Origin of the sequence: Streptomyces sp. NPDC093089 (assembly GCF_044754405.1) — a bacterium.
Classification (GTDB): domain Bacteria; phylum Actinomycetota; class Actinomycetes; order Streptomycetales; family Streptomycetaceae; genus Streptomyces.
Map to the genome: position 1 here is coordinate 198,734 of NZ_JBIVPA010000006.1, position 17,070 is coordinate 215,803.

A 17,070-nucleotide genomic window follows, 5' to 3' on the forward strand; every position below is an offset into this window, starting at 1 on the left:
GGCGTCACCGGAGAGCGGGTCGGGCGACGGAGCGGGCGGACCGGTGAGGAGGGCTCTGCCTCGGCGAACCGCCGGAGCGCGCGGGCCACGGCGCCACGCGGACGAGGACTCGGGTCGGGTCGGGTCGGGTTCGACATGAGCGCCTCCTGCATGGGTTCCGCGGGCTGATTGCCCGTCACCCTGCTTCCAGTGCGCACCAGTTCGTCTTGCCGCTCTTCTCGGGGTCGAACCCCGAGGATTCAAACCCCGAGGATGCGGGGAGACCGCTCGGCGGTCCGGCCCGCCGGGGCACGCCGTCCCGGGGCGCGGGCTCGGGGAGACGTGCCCCGGCGGGCCGGCTCGGGACGGCGTGCGAGCGGCCCGCACCTCCAACGGGTGCGGGCCGCTCGCGGGTGCCGCCGACCCACGGGAAGGGGGAACCGTGGATCGTCCGGCGTGAGCGTGTCCCGTCGCTCGACATCCGCATGCCCCGCCGACCGGGATCCATGCCACCCGGTACGGTTCCGCCGGGGCGGGGCCCGGGCGGCTCGCCTGCTGCCCGGGGCGCCGGCGGCTCCGCTCCGCCGGCGCACGGAGACGACGACGAAAGGAGCGCCCCGTGACCACCACGGCCCGCGCGAGCATCCAGCACGAGGACGACCGGACCCGCGTGACCCGATGGGACTTCGAAGCCGGTCAGTCCACCGGCCGCCACGTCCATGCGTACGACTACGTCGTCGTCCCCGTCACGGACGGGCGGATCCGGGTGGTCGGTGCCGACGGCACGGTCACCGTCTCCGAGCTCCGGGCGGGCGAGTCCTACGCCCGCCCGGCCGGCGGCGAACACGAGGTCGTCAACGCGGGCTCCGCCCCGCTGGCGTTCGTCGAGATCGAGCTGAAGCAGCCCGCCGAAGGACGGCCGCGGGCATGCGACCGCCCCGCATCGAGAGGCGGCCCGAGCGGGGCGGTCGCAAGGCCGTCGGCGCGTGGCGTGGTGGGTGGCCGCGGGGCCGACGGCGGGGAGAGGTGGACGGACCCGAGCTCTTCGCCCGCCGGTTCCGTCGACCCCTCAGGGGCGGAGTCCCTCGGGCGTCAGAAGCCGCCCATGCCTCCCCCGAAGGGCCAGGAGGCGCGGTAGTACTGACCGATCTCCTCGCGGTACTGACGGTCCGCGAGGTGCTTGTCGGAGACGAACTCGGGCGAGTCCTTCACCTGTTCCTTCGACAGGGCGAGGTGGAGGGACCGCTCCTCCAGGTCGACGCGGGTCACCGCCCGGGCCGGGACGAGCACCTCCTTGCCGAAGATCCAGACGCCGGTGTCGACGACCAGGTAGGAGTCGTCCACCTCGTCGGAGTGCTTGTCCACCTTGCCGATGTGCCCGTCGGAGGCCTCGACGCGCCACCCGGTCAGGTCGGTACCCGCCAGGTGGCCGGACTCGGTGCTGAAGGACCACAGATGGTCGGTCATCGCTGTCACTCCTCTGTCGCTGTGTTCGTGCGGGGCGGGCGGCACCGGACGTGCGGGCCGCCTCAGAGCAGGTCACGACGGTCGTCGGTGACCGTGGGCGCCACCGGCGGGACCACCATCCGGCGGCGGCGCAGAACGCTGGTGCAGACGGCGGTCCCGAGCAGGCCGACGCCCATCAGGATCAGGCCGACCAGATCGAGGTCGACCGCTTCGAGCTCCCAGTCGGTCGCGAACGTGAGGATGGCGCCGACGGCGATCATGATGATGAACAGTCCCAGACCCATGGTTGTCTGCTCCTCCCCTGCGGGTTGGACATCGTCCGCGTACCCGGGTCCCGGTGGATCATTCCGCCGTACACGGAGACGTTCGGATCGGGCCCCTCCCGGCCCGGAGACACACCGGAACCGTCGATTCGCCTTCTTCCAGCGGATGTTCATGGACGGACGGGGCACGCGTTCAGCCGCGGGCCCGCGCACGCACCGGCGGGCGACGCACCCGACTCCCGGCCCGTCGGCAGAGGGCCGGTCACACCCCCAGGGAGCCCCGGTGCAGGTCCGAGCGATGCCCGTACATCCGGACGCCGCATGGACGGCCCGCCCCGTCGCCGGGCGCTACCGGCTCGACCGCCTCCTGGGCCGCGGCGGCGCGGCGGACGTGTACGAGGCGCTGGACCTGCGACTGCGGCGCCCCGTGGCGGTGAAGGTGTTCCGGCCCGCGGGCACCCTCCGGACCGACGCCCAGTGCGGCGAGGAGGCCCGGTTGCTGGCCCGGATGCACCATCCCGGCCTGGTGACCCTCTACGACACGGGCCGCGACGAGAGCCGGCCGTTCCTGGTGATGCAGCTCGTCCGGGGGACGACCCTGCGGCGGCGGATCGCCCGCGGGGTCCTCGCGCCCGCCGAGACCTGCCGGACGGGGGCCGCCCTGGCCTCGGCCCTCGCCCATGTGCACGCCCACGGCGTCGTCCACCGCGACGTCAAGCCGTCGAACATCCTGCTGGACCGCTCGGACACCCCGTACCTCACGGACTTCGGCATCTCCCGCCGCGTCGGGGCCGCGGACGACGCCCCCGAGGGCGCGGGCACCCTCGTCGGCACCGCCTCGTACATGGCGCCCGAACAGGCCCTGGGCCGCGAAGCGGAGCCCGCGGCCGACGTGTACAGCCTCGGCCTGGTGCTGCTCGAAACCCTCAAGGGCGAGCCGGAGTACGGCGGAGCGCCGCTGGAGGCGGCGCTGGCGCACCTGCACCGCCCTCCGGTGCTGCCGCCCGGCCTCCCGGCGGAACTCGCCCGCCTGCTCGCGGCGATGACCGACCGCTCCCCCGAGGCCCGCCCGGACGCCTCCGCCTGCGCCCGGATCCTCGCCGACCCGCGGACCTCGGGACGCGTTTCCCCGCCCTCTGCCGCACCCGGCTCCCGGGAGGCGGGCGCACACCGTTCGCCCTCTTCGCACCGATCACAACCGTCACACCCGTCACACCGGTCGCCCAGGCCTCGCCGGTCCCCCGCCGGCCGGCCGGGGCGGCCCGCCGCCGGGCGGACCGTGGCGGCGACCCTCGTCACGCTCGGGCTCACGCTGACGGGCTCGCTGGGCAGCGCGCCCGCCGGCGAGGCGGCGCCCCCGCCCCTGGACGGGGCGGCGTCCCGGACCCGGACGAGCGCACCGGCATCACCACTCCCCCACGCGAACGACCTTCCGGGAAACCATGTCTGATGCTTCATCAGAAACTTGGGGGGTGTGAGACGGCCGCTCGGGGCAACACGAAGTACCAGGACACGGAAGGAAGGCGGGGGCGTTACCGAAGGCCGGGGCCGGAGGCGGTTCACCGGCCCCCTCCCCGCGTTCTTCCCGTAGGTGGCGCCCTCTCGGGAACCGCCCCGAGCGTTCGACATCGGAGGAGAAACCCATGACCGCGTTGCTGGACCGCATCAAGCGATTCGCCCGCAGCTCCCAGGGCCGTGGCGCGGCGGCGTCCCTTCGCCGCGCCACGGCCGACCCGCGCAGGCGCGCCCAGGCACGCCGCCTGTTCGGCAGGCTGCGCCACCGCTGACGCCTGCTCGCCCGGCCCTCAGCGCCGGACCGTCGACGCCCCGCGCGAGGTACTGCGCGGGGCGTCGGTGTGCGTACGGCGCGTGCACCACCACCGTACGAAGGCGCCGCGCGAAGGCGCCGCGCGGCCAGGATCGCCGGAGAGGAGCGCCCGCGGGGAAGCCGGTGCCGGACATGCCGCCGGCCCGGCGGTGCGGGCCGCGAGGACGATCGCACCGCCGGGCCGGCGGGAACGGGTGCGCCCCCGGGCGTCAGCTGGACAACAGGCGCTGGAACAGGGCGCGGTACTGGCAGAGCGCGAGGCGCAGGCTCTCGGTGTCGGCCTCCATCCCCTGGCTCCACTGCCCCTCCAGGGTGTGCCGGTGCTGGGCGAAGGTGTCCGCCAGGGCCCTCATCACGTCCCCGACGAGGACGTCGGCCGCGTGGACCGCCTGGCGGGGGTCGTCGACGAACCGGCCCTGGACCTCGTGCCAGCGGCGGCGGAACTCCCCGTCCTCGGCCGGGCCGAGGAGATCGGGGATGCCCTCCGCCTCCGCTCCGGCCGCGCCGGGTCGCGCGGCGCGTCCGTCGTCCGGCCCCTGCGGGGCGGGGGCGGCGTGCCGGGCGTGACCGCCGTGGGCCGCGGGCGCCGGGCCCGGCGGCGCGGAAGGCAGGGGCGGGGCCGGGAGCACGGCCGGCGGGTACGCGGGAGGCGTCCTCTGCGCCGGTACCTGCGGGAACGCCGCGGGCGGGGGCGGCTGGCCGCCGGGACCGCCGGGCCGGGGCTGCTCGCGCCCGGGCCGGCCGGGCTGCAACTGATCGTGCTGCGGCCCGCCCTGTTGGAGCTGGTCGTGCCGGGGCAGACCCTGCTGGGGCCGATTCTGCTGCGACGCGCCCGGCCGGGGCCCACCCTGCTGCGACGTGCCCTGCTGAGGCTGGTCGCGCCGGGGCGGGGTCGGTGCGACCGCCGGGCTGCCCGGGGCCGCCGAACCGGTCGTGGGGCCCGACGGCGCGGGCGGGGCGGAGGACGGGGCCTGGGGCGCGACCTGGGGCGCGGCCTGCCGGCGCCCGTCCGCCTCCTCCGCGCCGGGCTGCCGGGGCGGGGTCGGTGCGACCGCCGGGCTGTGCTCCGGCGGGTGCACCGCGTCGCCTCCGGTCGTCGCGGGCGCGGGAAGACCGGGGCCGGACCGGCCCCGTCCGGTCCGCGGCTCGGGGCCGCCCGCCGGCTCGGGGCGGCCCTCCGACCGCTCGGGGCGCTCGCCCGTCGGGTTCGCGTGGTGTCGTCGCCCCGGCGCCCGGTTCGTGCGCTCGGACGTCTCGTGGTGTCGCATCTCTCCTGCCTCCGCGTCAGGACCGGCGGGTGCCGGTCGGCTCGCCGTCGGCGAGCAGGTCGTCGAAGAGGGTGCGGTAGGACGTCATCGCACCCCTCAGCTGTTCGGTGGTGGCGGCGTCGTGGGTGCTCATCGCGAGGACCTCCAGGGCCGCCCGGTAGTACTCGAGGGTGCGGCCGTGCCGCACCGACAGGTCGCGCAGCCGCTGCTCGTAGCCCTCGTCGGGGTAACCCCGGTCGCGCATCAGGGCCGCCACCAGTCCGTCGGCATCGCGGACGGCGGCCTCGGGCCGGTCCACGAACTCCTCCTGGACGCGCATCCACCGCCGCGCGTACCACTCCCGCGCCTCGCCCGGCACCGGCTTGATCTCCAGGTCGGCGAAGCGGCGTTCGCGGGCGGCCAGTTCCTGCTCCGCGGCCCGTCTGCCGCCGGTCGCCTCGACGACCCGTTCGTACTCGGGTCCGAAGCGGTCGCGCAGTCGGGTTCGCCGTCGGCGGTCCACCGCCACACCGGCGGCGAACCCCACCACGACGACGACCGCGACGACGACCAGGACGATTCCGATCGACATCGGCTCTCACCCTTTCGCGTTCTCTCTCGGAGTCAGGCTCTTCCGTCCCGGCCCTTCAGGGGCCCGGAACCCATGGAGGTCCGCGTGCCCCTCCCCCGGAAAGGCAAACCGGGCAGCCAGGACAGGACGGACCGCCCTGCGGAGGCGAGCGGACGGGAGAGCGAGAGCGGGAGCGGGAGCGGGAGCGGGAGCGAGAGCGGGAGCGGGAGCGGGAGCGGGAGCGGGAGCGGGAGCGGGAGCGGGAGCGGGAGCGGGAGCGGGAGCGAGGGCGGGAGCGGGAGCGGGAGCGAGGGCGGGAGCGGGAGCGAGGGCGGGAGCGGGAGCGAGGGCGGGAGCGGGAGCGAGGGCGGGAGCGGGAGCGAGGGCGGGAGCGAGGGCGAGAGCGGGAGCGGGAGCGGGAGCGAGGGCGGGAGCGGGAGCGAGAGCGGGAGCGGGAGCGAGAGCGGGAGCGGGAGCGAGGGCGGGAGCGGGAGCGAGGGCGGGAGCGAGGGCGGGAGCGAGGGCGGAGGTCGCGCCGGAGCCCGCCCCGGCGCACGACGGGAGGGTCACCGGGGTCCGCCGGTGACCTCCAGCGCCGTCCCGGAGCCCGCGTACGACATCGGTGGGGGCGCGTACGGCCACAGCCCGGCGGGAGACGTACCGCGTCCGACGCTGCTGGACGCCCTGGGCCGCGGCCTCGCGTCCGGTGGCTGCATCGCCGCAGCGCCGGCCGCCCGCCGCGGCACCCGGCGCGCCGACGGCGGCCTCGACGGCCTCGCGGTGGAGATCGACCGCACCCTGGAGCGCCGCACGCTTGAAAGAACCCCCACCCGCCCCTCGGGCCGACCGGCTACGGCGTCGGTCCCCCGCTCTCGTCCCCCTCGCCGAACGGCACCCCGGGCGCCGGCGAACCCACCGGCGCCCGCGTGCCCGTCAGCCGTCGTGCCCCCGCGTCTGCTCCTCGCGTCCCACCCCGGGGCTCTGGTTCTTGGCGGCGTGGCCGCCTGCGCCCTGCCGGTCGGTGGTCTCACGGCCGGAGGTCCCGCGGCGCTCCCCGGCCTCGCGCCGGCCGCCGGAGGACACGGCCTCGCCGGCCTCCCTCCGGGCCTCCTCGTCGCCGCTCTCGCCCACCGCGTCGGCAGGCGTGGTGCGCGGCCGGCTGCCGCGGCCCTCTGCCGTCCTGCGCTGCTTCTTCTCACCCATGGCGTGTCCTCCGCTCGATCGCGGTACGTACGCGTCCCTCCTCATCGCTCCGGCCCTTCCTCGGGGACGGACCAGGAATCCCGCCTCGCCTCCGCGGGCGGCGGCTGGGCGACGCGGGCGTTCCGCCGCCTGCGGGCGACGCGCCGGGAGCCCCACCAGAACGCGGCGAGCAGCACGACCACCAGCACCGCTCCCACCAGGATCAGGAGCAGCGAGGGCGATCCGGACACGGCGAGGCCGGATGCGGCAACAGGGGCGAGGGGCATGGGTCCGCCTTCCTGACGGGACGAAAACGGGGCAAAGCGTGATGTCTGCGCGGCTACCCCGGCATCGGCTCAGCAATCGCGGCGCGCACCGAGCCGGAGGAGAGTCCGGTTCGAGGCGGCGGCGACGTACGTGACCAGGGAGAAGGCGAGGCGCCCCTTCTTCGCCCGCCCCCGTACGTAGCCCCCGGCGACCCCGGCCCCCGCAGGCGCTTCCAGGCCGTCAGCGCGCATTCAGCCGTTGAAGTCCGCATCGGGTTCCGGGCCGAGGGGCGGGACGCGCTCGGCCGGGGGCGGCGGCCCGGGTGGGGTGCCGTCGCCGAACGGACGGCCGCCGAGTTCCTCCCGGTGGTGCGGTGCGAGCCAGCCGCGGACGTCCGGGCCCCGGGGGACGATCCCGGTCGGATTGATGTCGTGGTGGACGACGTAGTAATGCGCCTTGATCTGCGCGAAGTCGATCGTGTCCCCGAAGCCCGGCGTCTGGAACAGGTCCCGCGCGTAGGCCCAGAGGGCCGGCAGTTCGCTCAGCTTGTGCCGGTTGCACTTGAAGTGGCCGTGGTAGACGGCGTCGAAGCGCACGAGGGTCGGGAACAGGCGGACGTCGGCCTCGGTGAGGGTGTCGCCGACCAGATAGCGCCGGTGTCCGAGCCGCTCCTCCAGCCAGTCCAGCCGCTCCCACAGCATTCGGTACGCCTGGTCGTACGCCGCCTGGTCACCGGCGAAGCCGCACCGGTAGACGCCGTTGTTGACGTCCCGGTACACCTTGCCGGCCACGTCGTCGATCTCGTCGCGCCACTTCTCCGGATACAGTTCCGGTGCCCCGTCCCGCTGATGGGCCGTCCACTCTCCGCCCAGATCGAGCGTGATCCGCTCGAAGTCGCTGGTCACCACCCGGCCGGTCGGGACGTCGACGATCGCGGGCACGGTGACGCCCTTCGAGTAGCCGGGTTCGCGCGCCTCGTACGCCTCCCGCAGCCACTCGATCCCGAGGACCGGATCCCGGCCTCCGGGGTCGAGGTGGAAGCACCAGCTCCGCTCGTCGTGCAGGGGTCCGGCGATCCCCATCGGGAGCACGCCCTCCAGTCCCATCAGACGCCGCACGATCGCGCTCCGGTTCGCCCACGGGCAGGCGCGGGCGATGATCAGGCGGTAACGCCCGGGCTCCACCGGGTAACCGTCCCGCCCGTCGGCCGTGATCCGGGTCGTGATGTACGTGCGGTCGCGCTCGTACGAGCCGCCACCGGTCATCGTTCCGCACCCTCCTGCTCGTGTGCCCTCCTCGTGTGCGGGGCGCCGGCCCGCCACGGAACCCATTCCCGTGTGTGGCTCCCGCCCGCCACGGAACCTCCTCCTGCCCGGGGCTCCGGCGGGCCGCGGAACCGCCCGCCCGCCGGCGGAACCGGCCGGCCCCTCCGTACGGGTCGGCGGGATCAGTCGGCCGGTGACCAGCAGGCGGTCACCCTTCCGCTGCCGGGGGACAGGCGCTCCCAGCCGCCGGGCACCTCGACGACCACCACTCCCGAGGTCGGGAAGCCCGCCCTCACCCGCTCCAGCAGGTCAGGAGGGCCGCTCCCGCACAGGGCGGCGGCCAGCTCGTGGATCCCCGGGTTGTGGCCGAGGAGGAGCACGGTGCGAAGGCCCGGGGCCCGCTCCGCCAGTACGGAGACCAGCTTGCTCGGCGGCGCGTTGTAGAGGCGCTCGTCGTAGACGACGGGCGGCGGGTCCTCCAGCGCGGGGGCCGCGAGCCGCCAGGTCTGGCGGGTCCTGCGCGACGGTGAGCAGAGCACGAAGTCGGGCCCGGGACCGAAGTCCGCGAGCCAGCGCCCGGTCCGGGGCGCGTCGCCCCTGCCGCGCTTGCTCAGCTGACGGTCGACGTCGTTGACCGGCCGGCCCTTGCGCACGGCCTTCGCGTGGCGCACCAGCAGCAGTCGGACCCCGGTCGCGCCGTCGCCGCCCGGTGACGCCGGCCGGGATCCGGATTCCAGGGACATGGCGTCTCCTTCCTCGCGCGTACGGTTCCGGGTCGTTCCGGAAGGTGCGCCTACCCCGTCTCGGTGGCCGCACGCACCGGCGCGGCGGCGCGGCGCCCCGCCGACGGCTCCCGGTCAGCCGGACCGACGGGCGGGGGCGGCAGGCATCGGCGCGACGCCGTCCTCCGCGGCGAGGCCGTCGGCCGGCCAGGACGGCGGTCGGACGCGCCCGCTCCCGCGTGGTGGACGGGGGCCCGGACCGCAGGGGCACCTCACGCCTCTGCCGCGACCTCGGCCACGCCTTCGCCCTCGACTTCCGCCACGCCCTCGCCCTCGACTTCCGCCACGCCCTCGCCCTCGACTTCCGCCACGCCCTCGTCCTCGGCCTCCGCCACGTCCTCGGCCTCCCAGCGCAGCAGGTCGCCCGGCTGGCATGCGAGCACCTCGCAGAGCGCGGCGAGCGTCGCGAAGCGCACCGCTTTCGCGCGGCCGTTCTTCAGCACGGCCAGATTGGCGGGCGTGATCCCGACCCGGTCCGCGAGCTCCCCGACGGACATCTTCCGCCGGGCCAGCATCACATCGATGTCGACGGCGATCGGCATCAGATCACCTCGTCCAACTCGGCCCGCATCCGCGACGCTTCGACATCACGCGCGACGGCCTGCACCAGCAGCATCCGCAGCACGAGCACGATCAGCGCGACCCCCAGGATCGCCAGCCCCACCCCGGCCATGATCACCGTCACGCCGGGATCCTCCCGCTGGCCCGGCGCGTTGATCGCCGTCACCGCGAACCACACGAGGGCGGCCGCCACGATCGAGCCGATCACCCCGTCCACGTACCGGAACGCGGCGTGTGAGAACACCGTCCCGCGCCGAACCATCGTCACCAGCCGCCACACGCACACCAAAGCGACCTGCGCCGCCCCCATGCCCAGCATCGTGACCACCCGCAGCGGCGTCAGCGGCAGCGACCCGTCCTCCGGGTCCGTCGCCAGCGCCCACACCATCAGCACCTGCACCCCCACCGTGCCGGCGAGCACCACCGCGAGCACGACGCGCAGCGCGCGCACCGTCAGCTTTCCCATGACCCAGCCCTCCATCGATTCACGATGGGAATCTATCGATATTCGATAGGTCCAGCAAGAGGTCGGAGACGGGAGTCCATTGAGTAGACGCAACGTCTAGCCCAATCTCCAGGTCAGACGCAGCGCCTCGTCCATTCACTGACGTGCGCGTCGCGTCGGCGACCTCACGCGTCTCGTCGAAGGGTTGGCCTCATGCCGTACAAGAAGGACCGTGCTCGGATGGGTGCGGGGAGCTCGGTGGGGAGAGGGCGGTTCGGGGCGGGGGCCGTGGCGTTCGTGTTCTGGGTGGTGATGGCGGGGACGACGGTGCCGACGCCGCTGTATCCGCTGTACGGGGAGCGGTTCGGGTTCTCGCCGATGACGGTGACGGTGGTCTTCGCCGTGTACGCGATGGGGGTGGTAGCGGGGCTGCTGGTGTTCGGGCGCTTGTCGGACCAGGTGGGGCGGCGGCCGGTGCTGATCGGGGCGGTGTTGCTCGCGGCGGCTGCGGCCGGGGTCTTCCTGGGGGCGGAGCAGGTGGGGGCGCTGCTGGTGGCGCGGGTGGTGTCGGGGTTCTCGGCGGCGCTCGTGACGGGGCGGGGACGGCGGCGCTCACCGAGCTGATGCCGTCGGGCGGAAGGGTCCCGGCGCCGATGGTGGCGTGGGGGGCGAACATGGGCGGGTTGGCCTGCGGGACGTTGCTGGCGGGGATGTCGGCCGATGTCGCGCCGGAGCCGTTGCGGACCCCGTGGATCGTGATGCTGGTGCTGGCGGTGGTCGGGCTCGTCGGTGTGGTGGTGACGCCCGAGACGGTGACCCGGCGGTCCGCCTTGACGCTTCGCTTCCAGCGGTTGCGCGTCCCGGCGGAGATGCGGTCGGACTTCCTGCGTGCGGCCATGGCGGCCGGGGCGGGGTTCGCGGTGCTGGGTGTGCTGACCGCGGTGGCGGGGCTGTTCCTGGGGAGGGTGCTCCACGAGTCGAGCCACACGCTCGCGGGGCTCGTCGTCTTCGTCGCCTTCGCCTGCACGGCGCTGGGGCAGTTGGCGGTGCGTCGGTTCCGGGCCGAGGTCGCCCTGCCCGCGGCGTGCGCGGGGCTGATCGTCGCCGCGGTGCTGATCGCCACGGCCATGGCGGCCGAGAGCCTCGTCCCGCTGCTGATCGGCGCAGCCGCGAACGGGCTGGCGACCGGCGTCGCCCTCGGGCACGGCGTCGGGAGCATCGCCACGCGGAGCGCCCCGGAGCGGCGTGGTGCCACGGTGTCCACGTTCTTCGCCGTCCTCTATGCGATGCTCGCCGTCCCCGCGATCGGTGTCGGCGTGCTGATCCGGGCGGCGGGTCTGCGCCCGGCCGGAGCGGTGTTCAGCGCCGTGGTCGCGCTGCTCGCCCTGGTCGTGCTGCTGAGTCTGGTCCGGCCCCGTACCCGTGCGCGTACGCGCGCGACGTACGGTGCGCGCACGTGAGCGGGACGGTGGCGGCGGGCGGTGGCGTGCCAGAATCGCGGGAGGTGCACGAACCGAGGAGTGAGCGACCATCAGTGCCGCAGGGAAGACCGACGGACGGACCGGATCCGAGAGCGGACGCTCCCCGTCCGCGGTCGTCAGCCGGACGGGCCCCCGGCGCAGCGAGAGCATCCGCCTCGCGGTGCTGAACGCGGCGGACGACCTGCTGGTGGAGCAGGGGTTCACGGCGACGACGATCGAGGGCATCGCGGCGCGGGCCGGTGTCGCCAAGCAGACGATCTACCGGTGGTGGAAGTCCAAGGTCGACGTCCTGCTCGACGCCCTCACCGACGACGCCCGCGAGGCCCTGGCGTGGGCCGAGCCCGCGGGCACGGCCGCCGACGACCTCACCGCCCATCTGCACCGCGTCGCCGACTTCTTCCAGGAGCCGGCCGGGCAGGTGCTCCAGGCGCTGCTCGGCCACGCGCAACTCGACAAGGACGCGGCCGCCGCGCTGCGCGAGGGCTTCCTGCTCGAACAGCGCGAGCGGGACGTGGCCGGACTCGGCGCCCTGCTCGAACGCCACACGGGCCGGGCGCAGGACCCGGCCGCCGTCGACCGGCTCGCCGATCTGCTGCTCGGCCCGGTCTACTACCGGATCCTCGTCCTGGGCCGCCCCGCCGACAGGGAACTCCTGGAGGCCACGGCCCGGATCGTGCTCGGTTCGGCGGGCTGAACAGAGTTACGGACAGACGGAGTTGCAGACAGACGGAGTTGCGGACAGACGGAGTTGTGGCCGGACGGAGTTACGGACAGACGGAGTTGCGGCTGGGAGGGCGCGCCGGCCCGGGGGCGCGCCACCGGGAACGCGTGCGTCCCGCCCCGCGGTTCAGGCGCTGTTCACGTCCAGGAGGCGGTGGGTGCGGGGGCTGGCGCCGCCCAGGGAGAGGGTGATGCCGAGGCTCGCGCACATGCGGTGGGCGCGGGCCAGGGCGCTGAGGGTGGCGGGGGTGGGATCGGCGGCCGGGAGCTCGATGACGACCCGCGCGGGCCGGTGCGCCTGGACGAGCGCCTGGATCTGGAGGGCCGCTGCGGCCCGGTTGGTGACGTCCAGGTCGGAGTGGAGGGTCACGTGGAGGACGTCCGTCCCCACGGCGTGGCTGATGAGCATGGAGTCCCTCCGCGCAGGACGACGAGGGCCCACGACCGTGTGCGGTGTGGGCGGTTCGTCCGAGGATGTCACGCGAACGGTCCCGGCGGTGTCCTCGTGACCCCGACGGCGCGGAGTGTCTGTCCGGACGGGGCCGTACGGGCCGTACGGGGCGCTGTCGAGACCTTCTGCGTCACGTTCGACGGCTTCGGCGGGCGGCCCGTCAGGCGCGGCCGCGCAGGGCGGCCGCGTAGGCCTCGTCGGGGTCGAGGCGGCGGAGTTCCTCGGCGATGAGTTCGGCGGTGGTGCGGACCTTGAGGGCGAGGACGCGGCTGGGCTGACCGGGGATCGCGAGCCGGGCCACCGGGCCCTCGGGCCGGTCGATGCGGATCTCGCCGTCGGCGGTGTCCATGCGTACGGCGGTGACGACGGGGCCGTCGGTGACGACCCGGTCGACGGGGACGCCGAGGCGGACCTCGAACCAGCGGGCGAGGAGTTCGGCGCTGGGATTCTCCGCCTCGCTCTCGACGGCGGCGGACGTCACGGTGGCGAGCGGCGCCTGGTCGAGGGCCGCGGCCAGCATCGAGCGCCACGGGGTGAGCCGGGTCCAGGCGAGGTCCGTGTCGCCGGGGGCGTAGGAGGCGGCGCGGGCTTCGAGGGCGGCGAGGGGATCCTCGACCGCGTACATGTCGGTGATGCGGCGCTGGGCGAGCGATCCCAGGGGGTCGAGGGAGGGGACCTCGGGGGCGTCGACGGGCCACCAGACGACGATCGGGGCGTCCGGGAGGAGCAGCGGCAGGACCACGGAGTCGGCGCGGGCGCCGAGTTCGCCGTGCATCCGGAGCAGGACCGTTTCGCCCGACCCGGCGTCGGTGCCGAGCCGGACCTCGGCGTCGAGCCGGGTCTCCTGTCGCCCGCGGGGCGCCCGATTATGGCGCTTGATGACGACGAGCGTACGGGAGGGGTGCTCACGGGAGGCCTCGTTGGCGGCCTTGACCGCGTCGTAGGCGTTCTCCTCGTCGGTGACGACGACGAGGGTGAGCACGGCGCCGACGGCGGGGGTGCCGACGGCTCTGCGACCCCGCAGGATCGCCTTGTTGATCCTGCTGGAGTCCGTGTCCGTCAGATCGATCTTCATGCGCGGCGCCCGTCCCTTCCTCTGCGGCGAGCCTAACCCTCCCGCGCGGTGGTCGCGTGCGGGTCCCCCGGCTTCCCCGAGCGTCAGGGGGTTTCAGGCTCCGGGCCCGGCTCCGGTTCGGCTTCCCCTTCGTCCTGTTCGACGGCGCGGCGGCCGACCACCGCGGCGGCGGCGAGGGCGGTGCCGATGAAGGCGGTGGCGACCACCCAGGGGCGGTCGAGGACGTGCCCGGTGGCGTGGTCGAGGGAGTAGCGGCCGGCGCCGGTGATGCCGATCGCGGCGGCGGTGAAGCCGAGGAACGCGGGGTACTCGTAGCCGCCGGCCGCGGCGAAGAAGCCGGCGGGGGCGTGGACGGCGACGGCACCCGCCATGGCACCGGCCGCGGCGGCGCCGGCGGCGGGGGTGGCGAGGCCGAGGGCGAGCAGGGCGCCGCCGCCCGCCTCGCCTAGCCCCGCGGCGATGGCGCTCTCGCGGCCCGGGTTGAAGCCCATGGCCTCCATGGCCTTGGTGGTGCCTTCGATGCCGCCGCCCCCGAACCAGCCGAGGAGTTTCTGGGTGCCGTGCGCGGCGAGGACGGCGCCGGTGCCGACCCTCAGCACGAGCAGCCCGAGGTCGCGTCGGTTGAGGTGGGCCATGAGGTTCTCCAGGTGCGGGAGGCGGAGGCGTACGCGTCCACTCTTGTCCCGGTCGCGTCCCGGCGCCCTTCGAACCACCAACCGAATGGTCCGCTTGAGTCATCTTTTGCGGTGTTTGGCCACTGTTGCTTGACTGAGTGGGCTTTCGACCCCCGAGGGAAGTGGGTAAGCATGACCGCCGAGGCCAACGGGACCGCAGACCTGCGCGAGAAGGTCCGGGCGCTGATGCCCCGGGCGAAGGAGGACCTGACGGAGCTGGTGTCGATGCGCTCGGTCGCCGACCCGCGCCAGTTCCCGCCCGAGGAGTGCGCCAGGACCGCCGACTTCCTCGTACGGGCCTTCACCGAGGCGGGGCTGCGCGACATGCGGCGGGTGACGACCCCGGACGGCACGGACGCGGTGGTCGGCCACGCACCGGGTCCCGAGGGGGCGCCCACGGTCCTGCTGTACTGCCACTACGACGTGCAGCCGCCGCTGGACGACGACGCCTGGCGGACGCCGCCGTTCGAGCTGACCGAGCGCGACGGGCGCTGGTACGGGCGGGGCTCGGCCGACTGCAAGGGCAACATCGCCATGCACCTGACGGCGCTGCGGGCACTCGGCGGCCCGGAGGGCCGGGGGTTCCCGGTGAACATCAAGTTCGTGGCGGAGGGTTCGGAGGAGCAGGGCACGGGCGGCCTGGAGCAACTGGTGCCGCTCCAGCCCGAACTCTTCGCCGCCGACACCCTGTTGATCTGTGACACGGGCAACTTCGCCCTGGGCCTGCCCACCACGACCACCTCGCTGCGCGGGCTCACCAACGTCGTCGTCACCGTCTCCACACTCAAGGGCGAGATGCACTCCGGCATGTTCGGCGGGCCGGCACCCGACGCGCTCGCCGCGCTCGTCCGGATCCTCGACGGCCTGCGCGACGAGCACGGCAACACGGCGATCAAGGGGCTGTCCGGCGACGGCGTCTGGGAGGGCGTGGACTATCCGCCCGAGCAGTTCCGCGCCGACGTGGGCGTCCTCGACGGCGTCTCCCTCGTCGGTACGGGCTCGGTCGCCGACGAGCTGTGGGCCCGGCCCGCCGTGACCGTGCTCGGCATCGACTGCCCGCCGGTGGTGGGCTCTTCGGCGGCCGTGCAGGCGAAGGTACGGGCCCGGGTCAGCCTGCGGGTGCCGCCGGGGGTCGACGCCGACGAAGCCCGTCGCGCCCTCACCGACCATCTGACCTCGGCCGCGCCCTGGGGAGCCCGGGTGGAGGTGGAGCCGGAGAGCGCCGGGCAGCCGTTCCGCGCGCGCACCGACGGTCCCGCCTACCGGGCCCTCGGGTCGGCGCTCCGCGAGGCGTACGGGAAGGACATGGTCCAGTCCGGGCAGGGCGGGTCGATCCCGCTGTGCAACGTGCTGGCCGAGCACTTCCCGGACGCGGAGATCGCGCTGATCGGCGTGGAGGAGCCGGGCTGCCTCATCCACGCGCCGAACGAGAGCGTGGACCCCTCGGAGATCGAGCACATGGCGCTCGCCGAGGCGCTGTTCCTGAGCTCCTACGCCACGGCGCGCTGAACCCTCGACCGGCGCCCGCCTCCGTACGGCGCGCTGAACCCGCGACCGGCGCCCGCCCACTTCCCCCGCTTCCCACTCCTCCTCCCCCACTCCCGTCCTCGACGAAAGGACCGGTGCCGTCCCATGACACAGACTCATGACCGACCCCCGCATCAGGAAGTGCCGCCCGGGCCCCTCGGTCTGCTCGCCGGGGTCGCGTGGCAGGTGCTGCTGATCGCCGGGCTCGTCTCGGCGGTCCTCGGCGTCATGGTCCTGGCCTGGCCGGACGCCTCCCTCTTCGTGGCGGGCGTGCTGTTCGGCCTGTACCTGCTGTTCAGCGGTGTGATGCAACTGGTGGCCGCCTTCGGGACGCACGCGTCCACCGCGCTGCGGGTCATGGCGTTCATCAGCGGCACGCTCTCGATCCTGCTGGGCCTGTTCTGCTTCAAGGGCGCGACGCAGTCGGCCGTGCTGATCGCCCTGTGGATCGGTATCGGCTGGCTCTTCCGGGGCATCACCCAGACCGTGGCGGCGGCCTCCGACCCGGAGATGCCGGCACGCGGCTGGCAGGTCTTCCTCGGCATCGTCAGCGCGCTGGCCGGCGTGGTGCTGATCGTGTCGCCGCTGGAGTCGGTCACGGTCCTCACGCTCCTCGGCGGCATCTGGCTCATCGCCGTCGGCGCGGTGGAGGTGATCACGGCGTTCATGGTGCGCTCACGGGCCAAGAACCTGCCGCCGGGGGCCTGACCCGAGAAGCCTCACGGGAGGACCTCCACCGCCCGCCGCCCGCCCGATCACCGGGCGGGCGGCGGTCGCCGTTGACGCGTGCGCTACATTTTGCCGGTCCTTGACCACCGATCCCCCGTGATCGCGATCTTTCGGAGCCGGCACCCCATGAGCGACATCGTCAACGGCCTCGGCCGGGCCGGCGCCTACGGCGCCCTGGGCGTGGTCCTGCTGATCCTCGGCATCGTGCTGGTGGACCTGCTGACCCCCGGGAAGCTCGGGCGCCAGATCTGGGAGGACCGCAACCGCAACGCGTCGATCCTGCTGAGCTCGGCCCTCCTCGGCATCGGCGGGATCGTGTTCACGTCGATCTGGACGACGTACGACGACTTCGGCAAGGGGCTCGTCTCCACGGCCGCGTTCGGACTGCTCGGCCTGGCGATGATGGCGGTGGCCTTCCTGGTCGTGGACCTGGTCACGCCGGGGAAGCTCGGAGCCACCCTCGTCGACCCCGAGCCGCACCCGGCGGTCTGGGTGACCGCCTCCTGCAACATCGCGGTCTCCGCGATCGTCTCCGCCTCGATCGCCTGACGCTCGC

General features: G+C 74.3%; 21 protein-coding genes and 1 pseudogene. 9 read left to right on the forward strand and 13 right to left on the reverse strand.

Annotated features, from left to right (window positions below):
* The first annotated feature begins 598 nt into the window (after positions 1-598).
* Positions 599-1,117, forward strand: a complete 519-nt coding sequence (locus ACIQFX_RS16120) for a cupin domain-containing protein (protein ID WP_402463351.1) — start codon at positions 599-601, stop codon at positions 1,115-1,117.
* Here ACIQFX_RS16120 and ACIQFX_RS16125 read toward each other — a convergent pair.
* Together ACIQFX_RS16125 and ACIQFX_RS16130 are read right to left on the reverse strand one after the other, a co-directional pair.
* Entirely contained in the window at positions 1,072-1,446 is a 375-nt protein-coding gene (locus ACIQFX_RS16125) for a PRC-barrel domain containing protein (protein WP_402463354.1), read from the reverse strand. The genes ACIQFX_RS16120 and ACIQFX_RS16125 overlap by 46 nt on opposite strands.
* Before the next feature lie 62 nt (positions 1,447-1,508).
* Entirely contained in the window at positions 1,509-1,730 is a 222-nt protein-coding gene (locus tag ACIQFX_RS16130) for a DUF6458 family protein (RefSeq protein WP_402463356.1), read from the reverse strand.
* A 277-nt stretch (positions 1,731-2,007) separates the two neighbouring features.
* On the opposite strand from ACIQFX_RS16130, the gene ACIQFX_RS16135 reads away from it, so the two are divergent.
* Positions 2,008-3,159, forward strand: coding sequence for a protein kinase (locus ACIQFX_RS16135; RefSeq protein ID WP_402463359.1), 1,152 nt, complete (start codon positions 2,008-2,010; stop codon positions 3,157-3,159).
* A 193-nt stretch (positions 3,160-3,352) separates the two neighbouring features.
* Positions 3,353-3,496, forward strand: a complete 144-nt coding sequence (locus tag ACIQFX_RS16140) for a hypothetical protein (protein WP_402463362.1) — start codon at positions 3,353-3,355, stop codon at positions 3,494-3,496.
* A 250-nt stretch (positions 3,497-3,746) separates the two neighbouring features.
* On the opposite strand, the gene ACIQFX_RS16145 is transcribed toward ACIQFX_RS16140, so the two are convergent.
* The 8 genes and pseudogenes from ACIQFX_RS16145 to ACIQFX_RS16180 form a co-directional block, all read right to left on the reverse strand.
* On the reverse strand, positions 3,747-4,805 hold the full coding sequence (locus ACIQFX_RS16145) for a hypothetical protein (protein WP_402463364.1): 1,059 nt from the start codon (positions 4,803-4,805) through the stop codon (positions 3,747-3,749).
* Between the two features lie 16 nt (positions 4,806-4,821).
* Complete coding sequence (locus ACIQFX_RS16150) at positions 4,822-5,376, reverse strand: hypothetical protein (protein WP_402463367.1); 555 nt, start codon at positions 5,374-5,376, stop codon at positions 4,822-4,824.
* A gap of 912 nt (positions 5,377-6,288) precedes the next feature.
* On the reverse strand, positions 6,289-6,558 hold the full coding sequence (locus ACIQFX_RS16155; protein WP_402463369.1) for a hypothetical protein: 270 nt from the start codon (positions 6,556-6,558) through the stop codon (positions 6,289-6,291).
* Positions 6,559-6,599: 41 nt separating this feature from the next.
* Entirely contained in the window at positions 6,600-6,824 is a 225-nt protein-coding gene (locus tag ACIQFX_RS16160) for a DUF6479 family protein (protein ID WP_402463371.1), read from the reverse strand.
* A 231-nt stretch (positions 6,825-7,055) separates the two neighbouring features.
* Positions 7,056-8,069: a glutathione S-transferase family protein gene (locus tag ACIQFX_RS16165; RefSeq protein WP_402463373.1), complete on the reverse strand. Its 1,014-nt coding sequence runs from the start codon at positions 8,067-8,069 to the stop codon at positions 7,056-7,058.
* A 182-nt stretch (positions 8,070-8,251) separates the two neighbouring features.
* On the reverse strand, positions 8,252-8,812 hold the full coding sequence (locus ACIQFX_RS16170) for a SixA phosphatase family protein (RefSeq protein ID WP_402463376.1): 561 nt from the start codon (positions 8,810-8,812) through the stop codon (positions 8,252-8,254).
* 368 nt (positions 8,813-9,180) lie between these two features.
* A pseudogene (locus tag ACIQFX_RS16175) lies at positions 9,181-9,393 on the reverse strand (helix-turn-helix domain-containing protein); the annotation flags it as partial.
* Positions 9,393-9,878 carry a DUF2975 domain-containing protein gene (locus ACIQFX_RS16180; RefSeq protein WP_402463379.1) on the reverse strand — a complete coding sequence of 162 codons (486 nt, stop codon included), beginning with the start codon at positions 9,876-9,878 and terminating at the stop codon, positions 9,393-9,395. The gene ACIQFX_RS16180 and the pseudogene ACIQFX_RS16175, both read right to left, overlap by 1 nt.
* A 267-nt stretch (positions 9,879-10,145) precedes the next feature.
* Here ACIQFX_RS16180 and ACIQFX_RS16185 point away from each other — a divergent pair, with 267 nt between their 5' ends.
* The 3 genes from ACIQFX_RS16185 to ACIQFX_RS16195 all read left to right on the forward strand — a co-directional run bounded on the left by ACIQFX_RS16185 (position 10,146) and on the right by ACIQFX_RS16195 (position 12,032).
* Positions 10,146-10,481, forward strand: coding sequence for an MFS transporter (locus ACIQFX_RS16185; RefSeq protein WP_402463382.1), 336 nt, complete (start codon positions 10,146-10,148; stop codon positions 10,479-10,481).
* 86 nt (positions 10,482-10,567) lie between these two features.
* Complete coding sequence (locus tag ACIQFX_RS16190) at positions 10,568-11,317, forward strand: hypothetical protein (RefSeq protein ID WP_402463385.1); 750 nt, start codon at positions 10,568-10,570, stop codon at positions 11,315-11,317.
* A 181-nt stretch (positions 11,318-11,498) separates the two neighbouring features.
* Positions 11,499-12,032 carry a TetR/AcrR family transcriptional regulator gene (locus ACIQFX_RS16195; RefSeq protein WP_402463388.1) on the forward strand — a complete coding sequence of 178 codons (534 nt, stop codon included), beginning with the start codon at positions 11,499-11,501 and terminating at the stop codon, positions 12,030-12,032.
* 153 nt (positions 12,033-12,185) lie between these two features.
* Here ACIQFX_RS16195 and ACIQFX_RS16200 read toward each other — a convergent pair whose 3' ends face one another.
* The 3 genes from ACIQFX_RS16200 to ACIQFX_RS16210 form a co-directional block, all read right to left on the reverse strand.
* The gene (locus ACIQFX_RS16200) at positions 12,186-12,467 is read right to left on the reverse strand and encodes a hypothetical protein (RefSeq protein ID WP_402463391.1); all 282 of its coding nucleotides are present in this window, start codon (positions 12,465-12,467) and stop codon (positions 12,186-12,188) included.
* A 202-nt stretch (positions 12,468-12,669) separates the two neighbouring features.
* A complete protein-coding gene (opcA, locus tag ACIQFX_RS16205; protein ID WP_402463394.1) occupies positions 12,670-13,584 on the reverse strand; it encodes a glucose-6-phosphate dehydrogenase assembly protein OpcA in 915 nt (304 codons plus the stop codon).
* 83 nt (positions 13,585-13,667) lie between these two features.
* Positions 13,668-14,219, reverse strand: a complete 552-nt coding sequence (locus ACIQFX_RS16210; RefSeq protein ID WP_402463397.1) for a DoxX family membrane protein — start codon at positions 14,217-14,219, stop codon at positions 13,668-13,670.
* Positions 14,220-14,390: 171 nt separating this feature from the next.
* Here ACIQFX_RS16210 and ACIQFX_RS16215 point away from each other — a divergent pair, with 171 nt between their 5' ends.
* From ACIQFX_RS16215 to ACIQFX_RS16225, 3 genes are all read left to right on the forward strand, one after another.
* The gene (locus ACIQFX_RS16215; protein WP_402463401.1) at positions 14,391-15,767 is read left to right on the forward strand and encodes a dipeptidase; all 1,377 of its coding nucleotides are present in this window, start codon (positions 14,391-14,393) and stop codon (positions 15,765-15,767) included.
* A gap of 123 nt (positions 15,768-15,890) precedes the next feature.
* Complete coding sequence (locus ACIQFX_RS16220; RefSeq protein ID WP_402463404.1) at positions 15,891-16,493, forward strand: HdeD family acid-resistance protein; 603 nt, start codon at positions 15,891-15,893, stop codon at positions 16,491-16,493.
* Between the two features lie 147 nt (positions 16,494-16,640).
* On the forward strand, positions 16,641-17,063 hold the full coding sequence (locus tag ACIQFX_RS16225) for a DUF350 domain-containing protein (RefSeq protein ID WP_367820209.1): 423 nt from the start codon (positions 16,641-16,643) through the stop codon (positions 17,061-17,063).
* Positions 17,064-17,070: the final 7 nt, after the last annotated feature.